The 11,794-nt window shown below is 37.8% G+C and carries 8 protein-coding genes; 2 read left to right on the top strand and 6 right to left on the bottom strand.

Going from position 1 to position 11,794, the window contains the following annotated elements; all coding sequences use genetic code 11:
• Nucleotides 1–17: 17 nt before the first annotated feature.
• A complete protein-coding gene (locus EO244_RS05220) occupies nt 18–1,196 on the bottom strand; it encodes a hypothetical protein (protein WP_129253597.1) in 1,179 nt (392 codons plus the stop codon).
• 200 nt (nt 1,197–1,396) lie between these two features.
• On the opposite strand from EO244_RS05220, the gene EO244_RS05215 reads away from it, so the two are divergent.
• Nucleotides 1,397–2,749, top strand: coding sequence for an SO_0444 family Cu/Zn efflux transporter (locus EO244_RS05215; RefSeq protein WP_129253596.1), 1,353 nt, complete (start codon nt 1,397–1,399; stop codon nt 2,747–2,749).
• Between the two features lie 90 nt (nt 2,750–2,839).
• Here EO244_RS05215 and EO244_RS05210 read toward each other — a convergent pair whose 3' ends face one another.
• The 5 genes from EO244_RS05210 to EO244_RS05190 all read right to left on the bottom strand — a co-directional run bounded on the left by EO244_RS05210 (nt 2,840) and on the right by EO244_RS05190 (nt 9,789).
• Entirely contained in the window at nt 2,840–4,255 is a 1,416-nt protein-coding gene (locus EO244_RS05210) for an efflux transporter outer membrane subunit (RefSeq protein WP_129253595.1), read from the bottom strand.
• A gap of 75 nt (nt 4,256–4,330) precedes the next feature.
• On the bottom strand, nt 4,331–7,513 hold the full coding sequence (locus EO244_RS05205) for an efflux RND transporter permease subunit (RefSeq protein ID WP_129253594.1): 3,183 nt from the start codon (nt 7,511–7,513) through the stop codon (nt 4,331–4,333).
• A gap of 42 nt (nt 7,514–7,555) precedes the next feature.
• The gene (locus tag EO244_RS05200; RefSeq protein ID WP_164977409.1) at nt 7,556–8,719 is read right to left on the bottom strand and encodes an efflux RND transporter periplasmic adaptor subunit; all 1,164 of its coding nucleotides are present in this window, start codon (nt 8,717–8,719) and stop codon (nt 7,556–7,558) included.
• Nucleotides 8,720–8,847: 128 nt separating this feature from the next.
• The gene (locus tag EO244_RS05195; protein WP_129253592.1) at nt 8,848–9,351 is read right to left on the bottom strand and encodes a GbsR/MarR family transcriptional regulator; all 504 of its coding nucleotides are present in this window, start codon (nt 9,349–9,351) and stop codon (nt 8,848–8,850) included.
• A 201-nt stretch (nt 9,352–9,552) separates the two neighbouring features.
• A complete protein-coding gene (locus EO244_RS05190; protein WP_129253591.1) occupies nt 9,553–9,789 on the bottom strand; it encodes a VF530 family protein in 237 nt (78 codons plus the stop codon).
• A gap of 465 nt (nt 9,790–10,254) precedes the next feature.
• Here EO244_RS05190 and accC point away from each other — a divergent pair, with 465 nt between their 5' ends.
• Complete coding sequence (gene accC, locus EO244_RS05185; RefSeq protein ID WP_129253590.1) at nt 10,255–11,778, top strand: acetyl-CoA carboxylase biotin carboxylase subunit; 1,524 nt, start codon at nt 10,255–10,257, stop codon at nt 11,776–11,778.
• Nucleotides 11,779–11,794: the final 16 nt, after the last annotated feature.

Genomic DNA, 11,794 nt, shown 5'->3' with positions numbered 1-11,794 from the left:
ATAAATTCAGTATTCAATTAAAACCAAACACCAATTCCAAAGTTTACAAAGTGGGATTTAACATCGTTTCCATCTTTTGAATTCTGGTAATCAGCTTTCACCACAGCACCTTTAGCTAAATGGTAGCTCAAACCAACAAACAAATCTTGACGGTCATTTGCTTTATTAGCAGTTTCACCTGCAGCCATTTTATGCTGAGTGTTATAATTTTCGTAACGAACAAATGGAACTAAAGCCTGCTCTTTTCCATGCAATAAATCGTAACCAGCCTCAATATAATATCCCATCATTTGCTTTCCTAAATCAGCACCATCAGCAACTTTATTGTATTCATCAACATTATTTAAGAATGAGTGAATATACTGTCCTTTTAATTGAAGTGCATCCAGCTTATAACGAAAATCCAGTCCAATCATGCTGATACCAATACGAGTTGAGTCTGCATAATTTTCAGCGATACTATCATCCTTGTCTAAACCGTCGAATGCAGATGACTGAGTTTTACCCAAATAACCTGAAAGGCCAATATTTAATCCTTTAACACCATAGTAATCAACTTTAGCAGACAACGAAGGTGATGTAAAAGTTGATTCAGCACCTTTTTGACGACCTTTACGTAAACCATCCTTCGCTCTCAGTTTGCTTGATCCGTCAAAACCATTAAAGCCATTCATGATATACATTTGGTATTTTAATGGCGCATTGGCTAAACGACCGTTAATTCCAAAACCTATTTCTCTCCAGGTAGTTGGAACAATATTTTTATCAACACTTGGACGCTCAACACCATTAAATGTAGTTGGCTCGTGGTATTCATTAACAATACCCATTGGGATCAACATCAAACCAGCACGTAAGCTTGTATTTGGTCTTACATTGTAATTTAAGAAAGCCTGCTCAACGTAAACTTCTTTAACGTGCTCAAACTCAAGCTCAGTAACAAATGATGTCTTATCATTAAATTGATATCCAAAAAACATCACCATACGATGCACATCCATGTTACCATTGTAACGTGTCTGCCCACTCACCTGTTGGTTGTAGTGCACTTCACCGTAACCACCAATACTCAATTTTTCGTCTTTTACCTTATCCAAAATAGTCGTTCCAATACTTTTGTACTGATCAACATTTTCCTGAGCTTTTAATCCGAAAGCAACAGCTACAGCTGCAAAAAACAATAATCCTTTTTTCATTTTTTATATTATTTAGTTGTAATCGTTTTTAAACAGAAATTATCATCCTTTTGACACCGCTAAACTAGACCTAATCTTAATAAAGGGAAATACCTAGATGTAGGTATTTTTAATGTATCCAAATAATCACACCATAAACATATCCAAAAATCCATATATTTTTATACTTTCGCCTATATAACTAGATCAAAACAAAAATCATGAATATCACATCATACATACAGCAATTTGCTTACGATTTCATTCAGATTTTGAATGAAATGTCGCCCTACTTAATGCTCGGATTTTTCTTTGCAGGGGTATTGAAAATAGCTTTCCCTCAAAAATTTATCGATCGATATTTAGGTCAGAAAAATGGCCGATCGGTCCTCAATGCCACACTATTGGGCATCCCTCTTCCTTTATGTTCATGCGGCGTTATACCGACTGGGATTTCATTTTACAAAAGTGGTGCGAGTAAGGGCTCTTCAGTCTCCTTCCTCATCTCAACTCCTCAAACCGGGGTTGACTCCATATTAGTCACCTATTCGCTATTAGGCCTTCCGTTTGCCATCATTCGTCCGATAATTGCCTTAATTACCGGTTATGCTGGTGGCATGTTAGCGAATCGTTTCGATAAACAAGAAAGTGGAACCGAACCAACTAAAGCTGCAAAAACAGAAAGCTGCTGTTCTGAGGAATCGGCCGAATCGAAACAAGAATGTGGCTGTGGTGATTCTTGCGAAACCAAACCAAGCAAACAAAATTCCAAACTACATACCATGTTCAAGTATGCCTTTGTCGATTTTCTTCAAGACATTTCGAAATGGTTGATCATTGGTTTGGTATTAGCTGCTCTAATTTCAGTTCTGATCCCGGATAATTTCTTTGCAAACTTTATTGGGAATGATTTCGTTGGGATGTTGGTTATTCTCCTTGCATCTATACCTCTTTACATTTGTGCCACTTCTTCGGTTCCTGTAGCAGCAGTCCTCCTGATGAAAGGCGTTTCACCCGGAGCAGCTTTAGTTTTTCTAATGGCAGGCCCGGCAACAAATGCGGCTACAATAACAGTTTTGAATAAGGTATTGGGACGAAAAACCACTTTAGCATATTTAAGCTCAATCATTTTAGGAGCACTCGTTTTTGGTTTATTAATCGACTATGTACTTCCCCGAGAATGGTTTACACTAACCGGACTACACACCCACATGGATGCACACGAAGGTCATTTTTCCTTACCCATCTGGCTTCAATGGGGTAGCTCTATTACGCTTACACTTTTAATCATCAATGGGTATATACAAAAATTCCTTTTAAAACGTAAAAAGTTAACTACTACCGAAACAAAAATCGAAACTGAAGATTATTTAATTGCTGTATTGGGTATGAGTTGTAATCACTGCAAAAACTCAGTTGAAAAACACGTAGGTGCTCTGTCAAATATTAAATCTGCTGAGGTTAATCTGGAACAGAAACGACTTCGAATTCAAGGCAAACATATTGACCTATCTCAAATCCAAAAAGAAATTGAAAGTCTGGGGTTTGAATATGGTGGGATTATTGAGAACTAAATTTCATACAGTACTCCAAATGTACAAACAAAAAAAAGACGGCCTGGCAGCCGTCTTTTTATTTATAATATGGTAGTGTAAGTAAATAGATTATTTCCATCCTCCTCCTAGGGCCTGATACAATTCAACAACTGCATTCAGCTGCTTAAATCTGGAATCAATGGTATTGATTTCTGAAGACAAAGCATTCGAACGGGCTGTCAATACTTCTAAATATGTTGTATTGCCATAGCCCCTATTCAATAGTTCTTCAGAAAAACTAACCGCTTCGGTTAAAGCCTGTAATTCCTGCTTTCGTATTTCATACTTTTCTTTCTCTACCTGATAAGTATAAAGGGCATCAGACACCTCTTTGCCTGCTACCAACAAAGCTCTTTTGAAATTGTAAGTGGCCTCTTTCTGTTGAGCTTTAGACACCTCATACTGCGTTCTAATTTGTCGCTTATTAAAAAGCGGCTGTGTCAGGTTTCCAATTAAATTACTGAAGATCGAACTGGTATTAAACCAATTATCGAAACTAATACTTTCCAAACCAGCTGATGCACTCAGACTAATGCTAGGATAAAAACGACTGTAAGCTACATTACGCAACTCGAAAGCATTCATTAGTCCATATTCAGCACGCATAACATCCGGTCTGTTTCTCAATAACTGAGCCGGAAAACCCATTTTTAAATCTACTGTGATGACCTGATCAGCCAATCTTCCTCGCTCAATGCTTCCCGACTCTTTGCCCAAAAGCAAACTCAAAGTATTTTCCAAAAGCTTTACATTACGCTCCAAGTCAAGTAATAAAATCTGAGTTGAATAAAGCTGAGCTTCAGTTTGTTTCACCGCAGTTTCAGTCACTCGGGCTGCGGCTTTTAAGCTTTGCATGGTTTTTAAACTTTCCGTACGATTGGCCACAGTCTCCTTAGCTAATTCAACCTGGGCATCCAAAGCAATCAGCTGAAAATAAGCCGAGGCAATCTTCGCTACCAATGTGCTCTCAACAGCTCTGCGTGAAGCTTCACTTTTAAGGTAAGAAGCCTGTGTTGCTCGCTTTTGACTTCGGATTTTACCCCAAATATCAGCTTCCCATGAAAGACTCCCTGTTAATTGATAATTCTCATAACTTGGACCATTCCCTCCTGCTGAAACACCAGACAGTCCATTATCAGAAGCTTCATATTTTCCTACATTGGCACCCAAATTCAAACTAGGTAAAAAGCCCATTTTTCCTTGTTTGTAATAAGCCTCTGAAGCCCGAACACGCTCTACAGCCATCATCAAATCAAGATTATCACTTAATCCTGTCTTGATAAGGGTTCTCAATTTCGAATCTGTAAATAAATCCTCCCAAGGCATCTGAGCCAGAGTCGTCGAATCATTCGTTGATACATTTCGATACAAATCCTCAGTTTCTATTTCCGGACGCTGATATTTTTTGGCTACAAAACAAGACTGAAGACTTGCAGCAACAACCAGCATCAACACTAATCGATATATGATAGTTCTCTTTTGCATTTGATTGTAAGTTAATTTTTGTTGATGCAGCTACTGAAGCGTCGCCACATCAACTTTTTCTCATTCTTAAACGTTTTAAACATGATTTATTTCATGTTCTTTTAAAGATTCAACAGCTTCCAGAGTATTTTCTTCAGACTTGGGAGCACCCGTTATTCTCTCCTGAATATGCTGGAATACAAGAAAAAAGACAGGAATTACAAAAACACCAAACAGGGTTCCAATTAGCATACCTCCCACAGCACCCGTTCCGATTGAACGGTTTCCGACTGCACCGGCACCCGTTGACAACATCAAAGGCATTAGGCCAAGAATGAAAGCAAATGAAGTCATTAAGATTGGACGCAATCGGGCCTTAGCTCCTTCAACTGCAGCTAAAACTAAAGTCATGCCTTCACGTCGACGTTGCAAAGCAAACTCAACAATCAAAATCGCATTTTTTGCCAATAGACCAATTAACATGATCAGGGCCACCTGAAAGTAAATGTTATTATCCAGGCCAACCATATTGATGAAAAAGATACTTCCAAAAATACCAATCGGTAGTGACAATAGAATTGAAAAAGGTAATATATAAGATTCATACTGAGCCGACAAAAGGAAATACACAAAGATCAAACTCAGGGCAAAAACTATAATCGATTTGTTTCCTGCTTTTTGCTCTTCACGAGTCATTCCGGAAAATTCATACCCATAATTTGCTGGTAAGACCTCTGCAGCAACCTCCTTAACAGCCTGAATGGCATCACCCGTACTGTAACCGGGATTAACATTACCATTTACAGTTGCAGAATTGAACAAGTTGAAACGATTCACCACATCAGGACCATTCACTTTGGTCATTTGCACAAACTGACTGACAGCAACCAGTTCACCTTTACCATTCTTAATAAAAATGTTATTAAGTGATTCAACAGTGGCTCTATCCTCAGGATCAGCCTGTATCATCACCCGGTATTGTTTCCCAAATCGATTAAAATCGGCTGCATACCAGCTACCATAATAGCCTTGCAAAGTTGCAAATAGGCCATTAACAGAGATACCTGCCTCTTTCACTTTTTCGACATTAACATCCATTTTATATTGAGGAAATCCCGTATTGAATGAGGTAATAGCATACTTAATTTCAGGACGCTGATTTAGTGCCATCAAAAACTTATTCGTATTGGTCATTAACCCATCAAAACTCCCGTTGCTTTTGTCCTGTAACTGCATTTCAAAACCGTCCGAATTACCAAAACCTCTCACCGTTGGCGGTGTGAAAAATAAAATTCGAGCCTCTGAAATACCTGCTGTTTTACCAAACAATTGTCCAACCACAGCTTTTACCTTCTGGTGGGCCTCTTTACGCTGTTCCCATGGTTTAAGCTTGATAACCGCAAATGCCTTTGATCCTCCTCGCGTACCACTCAGCAAACTAAATCCATTTACAAACATACGGGTCTCAACAACATCCATTTCCTTAATAATGGCATCAACTTTATCAGTGACTTCAACCGTACGATCCAAAGTACTTCCGGCAGGTAAAGTGATATCACAAAAAATAATACCTTGATCCTCGTTGGGAATAAACCCTGTCTGAGTGGTTTTAAACATCCAGCCTGCCAACACAACAAAGACCACAAGTATTAAACCCGACAACCATTTTCTGTTGATCAAGAAACGAACCGAATTGGTATATCTATCCGTCACAGCATCGAAACCGGTATTGAATGAAGTATAGAAACGACTCATTAATCCCTTTTTGTGAGCCTCACTTGGATTATGGGGTTTCAACAATAGGGCACAAAGTGCCGGACTTAAAGTCAATGCATTAATAGCCGAAATAACAATTGCTACTGCAAGCGTTATAGCAAACTGCTGATAAAAAGCTCCTGTCGGTCCTTCAAGAAAAGAAACAGGGATAAAAACCGCTGCCATAACAAGCGTAATCGAGATAATAGCTCCTGTAATTTCATTCATAGCAGAAAGTGTCGCTTTCTTTCCACTCTTGGCGCCAGCATCAAGCTTGGCATGCACAGCCTCGACCACCACAATGGCATCATCCACCACAATACCAATAGCCAATACCAAGGCAAACAGAGTCAGCATATTGATTGAAAATCCGAATAATTGCAGACAAAAGAAAGTACCAATAATTGAAACGGGTACAGCAATAGCCGGAATTAATGTCGAACGAAAATCTTGTAGGAACAAGAAAACCACCAAAAACACAAGAAGGAATGCCTCAATCAAAGTCATAATTACATGATGGATAGAAGCATCCAAAAACTCATTGGTATTAAAGGGGATAACATACTTAATACCTGCAGGAAAATCTTTAGAAGAATCTTCCAAAACGTTCTCAATATCTTTTACAATTTGTTGCGCATTAGATCCTGCCGTTTGATAAACAGCCATGGCCACCGAAGGATTGCCAGCCGTTTTGTTTGTTATAGAGTAATTAAAGGCACCCAATTCAATTTTAGCCACATCCTTTAATCTCAAAAAGTTATTATTCCCTTCCGATCGCAAGATGATATTTTCATATTCAGAAACTTCAGAAAATTTCCCCTTGTAACGAATCACATACTCAAAAGACTGAGAAGAATTCTCACCAAACTTACCCGGAGCAGCTTCAATATTTTGTTCATTTAATGCATTTGCAATATCCTGTGGAGACAAGCCATAAGCAGCCATCTTCTCGGGATTTAACCAAATTCTCATCGAATAATCACGTGAACCAAATACTTTAGCATCACCCACACCATTAATACGTTTGATTAAGGGGATCATATTGATACGGGCGTAATTCTCAACGAAAGTTGCATCTAAATCCTGATTTTCAGAATACAGAGAGAAAAACATCAAAACACCATTCTGAACCTTCTCAGTTGTGAGTCCATTTTTGATTACCTGTGATGGCAATTTGCTGTTTACCGTAGCCACTCGATTCTGCACCTTCACTGCAGCAATATCAGCATCGGTACCCAATTCGAAATACACATTAATAGTAGCAGAACCGTCATTACTCGAACTCGATGACATATAAGTCATGCCCTCTACCCCATTCACTGCCTCTTCGATAGGAACAACCACCGATTTCAAAACCGTTTCGGCATTAGCACCCGGATAAGAAGTTGAAATTTTCACCGTTGGCGGTGCAATCTCAGGAAATTGCTGAACAGGAAGAGACGTCAATCCCAAAATTCCCAGAATAACAATTAATATTGAAATAACGGTCGATAGTACCGGCCGTTCTATAAATTTTTGAAACATTATATACCTTTTTAGATAATTATTATCATTTGATAATTTAGATTATTTGTCAGATAAAACTTCCTTATTCGATCCCTGCTGAACAGCTAATCCAATAGGATTGGGTATAATCTGCATGCCCTCTCTCAGCTTGATCAAGCCATCATTTACAATAACTTCACCAGACTTTAAACCACTTTGTACAATAATCTGATCGCCCACGGTTTCCGAAACAATAACCTCTTTCGAACTAACCTTATCTTCAGTTCCAACCACATAAACAAAGCGTTTCCCCTGCAATTCAAAAGTTGATTTTTGAGGTAGCAAAATTGCACTGCTAATTTGAGTTGGCAACTTTATTGTACCACTGTTACCATTACGCAACAATCGGTCGGGGTTTGGAAAGATAGCACGGTAATTCACACTACCCGTTCTGGGGTTTACCATCCCATTGATCGTTTCAATTCTTCCTTTATTCGTATACAAACTGCCATCAGCCAAATACAATTCCACTGCTGGCATCTGCTTAATTTTCTCTGTCATGCTATTACCATTCAGACTTCGAATGAATTCAAGCAATTGTTTCTCATTCATCGTAAAGTAAGCATACACATTCTTAATATCAGAAACAGTTGTTAAAGGCTGTACTTCAGTTCTCCCGACTAAACTTCCAACTTTATAAGGAATACTTCCCACAATTCCATCCACAGGACTGGTAATTATAGTATATTCCAAATTTTCCTTGGCATTTAAATAGTTAGCCTTAGCAACACTTAATTGAGCCTTAGCAGCATTCAACTTACTGCTTGCCGTTTTCAACTCTATTGAACTAACAATATTTTTCTGAACTAAAGGGCTAATTTTCTCCAACTCAACTTGTGCAACCTCAACCTGAGATTTGGCAACCTCAATATTTGCTTTAGCAGCATTAAGCTGTTGATTTAATGTCTCAGCACTAAGTTTAAATAACAGTTGTCCTTTTTTTACTGTAGCTCCTTCGTCAATGTAAATTTTTTCGATAAAGCCAGCTACTTTTGAACGAATTTCAACATTTTGTTCACCTTCGATATTGGCCGCATACTTTTTATAAATAGTTACATTCGACTTCTCGATGGTCTGAACCTGAAAAGGTGCTGCCTTATGAGCCATCTGAGTTTTTTCTGGCTGACCACAGGAAGACAAAGCCAATAGAGCCATGCCAATAATTATTTTAAAATTACCTTTCATCATGATTGCATTAATATTTTATAGGTTTTTATTAACTGGTTCGTTTAGTTCGTTAACCACCGAACTCATGGGGCGCAAAAATAAATACAGCAAATCTGTATTTGATTAAAGTGCCATAAATTAATTGATTAGTCTTGTCTGTTTATACGACAATTCGCTTTTACATTTTCTTTAAGGGTTTCCAAAAGGGATAACGAATTTGAAAGAAAATCGAGATAAGGATAAGATTTAACTTCAATTGTATTGGTATCCAGTTCATTAATTTCTTCTCTGAAGTCAATAATTTCCTTTACAATTTGATACTCCATCCGATATTGAATCAGTTCTTCATCAACACGCGCCAAAAGTGATTCAGGTGAAAGAATAAAATACTTCTTACGATCACCAGGTTTGGTAAAAAAAGTGAGCATCCCCCTATTTGTAAGCAACTGTATATTAGTAGAAATCGTACTCTTGCTGGCAGAAAGGAAATTGACTAATTCGTCAAAAGTCGTTCCATCACCTTTATTAACAAACAGGCTGGCAAAAATACGGGCTGCAATAGGAGGTAAATTCTCCTGACGTTCCATGAAAAGACCAAACTTCTCAACCAATTCCTTTTTGCGTACTTCCAAACTCTTATCTGAATTCATAATTTTAACATTTAATGATGCAAATATACGATTAGTTCGGTTATCCCCGAACTAACAAGTGTTAAAAAATAAAAAAATCACAAATCAAGTCATAAAACCAGCGAATAACAGCAAAAAAAGAATCCAGATCAGCATATGGCAACTGACCTGGATTTAAAATATCCAATTGAATTAAAGCTAAATATCTATATTAAAAATGACCTATTTATAGGTTTCCAAATATAATTGTTCAACCTGCTCTCTGGCCCAAGGGGTTTTTCTAAGAAATTTTAAACTCGATTTAATCGATGGATTAGACTGGAAACAACGAATTTGTATTCTATCCCCCAATTCTTTCCAACCATAAACGGCATGTAAATATTCTAAGATATCAAGCAATTTAACCCCATGAAGCGGATTATTTACCTGTTCCTGCATAATCTTATTATTCTCTTCCATCTATTTAAAATATTGAGTCCCGACAATCTTCATTATTATTTCCATACAAATGTAAGGAAAGAAAAGGGGAATCTTCATTCCTATAAAAAAACAAAGTTCTATTATACATTTTGCATTATTAACGAAATAAAACGCTAATCTATCCTTAAGGCAATAAAACAAAAATGACTCATATGGCTAAACTCTAAATTAACGATTTTATCATCTTTTTATCCATTTAAACAATATACAATATAAATAAACACAAAGCCCTAGTAATATTAAGATTACAACACAATAAACATCTCAAAAATTCCTTAATATTTAGGTCACCCCAACTTTTTATTCCAGGAATAAATAAGGTAAGCTCTCTTTTTTTATTTATATTTAGACTGCTTAATTCAAAATTACGCATCAGTTAACCACACTTGCCTACAAAAAAACAGGCTCTTTACTGAGCATAATTTTAAAATCAAAACCCTAATTATGACCAAAAAAATAACACGAGTTCTTGTAGCGAATAGAGGTGAAATAGCCTTAAGAGTTATGAGATCATGTAGGGAAATCGGCATACAAACCATTGCGGTTTATTCGGACGTTGATAGAACATCTATGCACGTTAGATATGCCAACTATGCCTACTCCATTGGAGCTGCTCCGTCAAATGAAAGCTACCTGAATATCGAAAAAATTATTGAAGTAGCTAAAATATCAAAAGCTGACGCCATACATCCTGGCTATGGATTTTTAAGTGAGAATGCTGAATTTTCGAAAAGATGTCAGGACGAAGGCATCATCTTTATAGGTCCTACCCCTGAGATTATCTCAACAATGGGAGATAAAATTACAGCCCGTACCACGATGATTAACTCAGGTGTTCCGGTTGTCCCCGGCACCAAAGAAAATCTTAAAGATAATGAAATGGCTCTTAGAGTTATTAAAGAAGTCGGGCTTCCTGTTATGATTAAAGCCTCGGCTGGAGGTGGTGGAAAAGGAATGCGAATGGTGGATAAAGAAGAAAATATCTTAAGCTCACTTCGTGCTGCCCGCTCTGAAGCCAAATCTTCATTTGGCGACGATTCTGTTTATGTGGAAAAATACATATCCTCACCTCATCACATCGAATTTCAAATTCTTGGTGACCAACACGGCAACGTCATTCATCTTTGCGAAAGAGAATGCTCGGTACAACGCCGACACCAAAAAGTTGTTGAGGAAACTCCTTCTCCACTAATGACTCCCGAATTAAGGGAAAAAATGGGGCAATCTGCTGTTGAAGCTGCCAAAGCTGTAAACTATCACGGAGCCGGAACCATAGAATTTCTGGTTGATAACGATCACAACTACTACTTTTTAGAGATGAACACCCGGCTTCAGGTTGAACATCCGATCACTGAAAGAGTAACAGGCTACGACCTGGTAAAAGCACAAATTCAAATTGCTGAAGGACGCCCTCTGGAAATCAAACAAGAAGATGTATTCCAGTTTGGACACTCTATTGAATGTCGAATTTATGCGGAAGACACCGACAACAACTTTATGCCAAGTCCCGGGCTGATTACTCATATCACAGAACCCATGGGACTTGGTGTTAGAACTGATGGCTATGTTTATGAAGGTTATGAGATTCCAATTCATTACGACCCCATGATTTCAAAGCTTGTGATTTGGGCTAGAACCAGATCTGAAGCAATAGAAAGGATGAGTCGCGCCTTGTTCGAATACAAAATTACTGGTGTAAAGACCTCAATAAAATTCCTTGAACGAATCATGGAATGCCCTGATTTTAAAGAGGGAAAATACGACACGCATTTTATTCAGAATAATGAGGACTTCCTGATGGCTCCGGATTCGGCAAAAAGCCGCTTTGAAGATCTGGCCATAGTAGCCGCTTTTCTCGATTATCAAGACAAGCTTAAAAATGCACATGGAAGCAATAGTATCTCATCAGGCACCAAATGGAAAGAATTTGGTCGACGATCGGCCATGCATCGAGCAAACAAAAATTAATCCACATATTAAATTT

It is taken from the genome of Ancylomarina salipaludis, from assembly GCF_004122035.1.
Taxonomy (GTDB): domain Bacteria; phylum Bacteroidota; class Bacteroidia; order Bacteroidales; family Marinifilaceae; genus Ancylomarina; species Ancylomarina salipaludis.
Note: the sequence above shows the minus strand (reverse complement) of the source record. Positions and strands in the feature narration are given on the sequence as shown.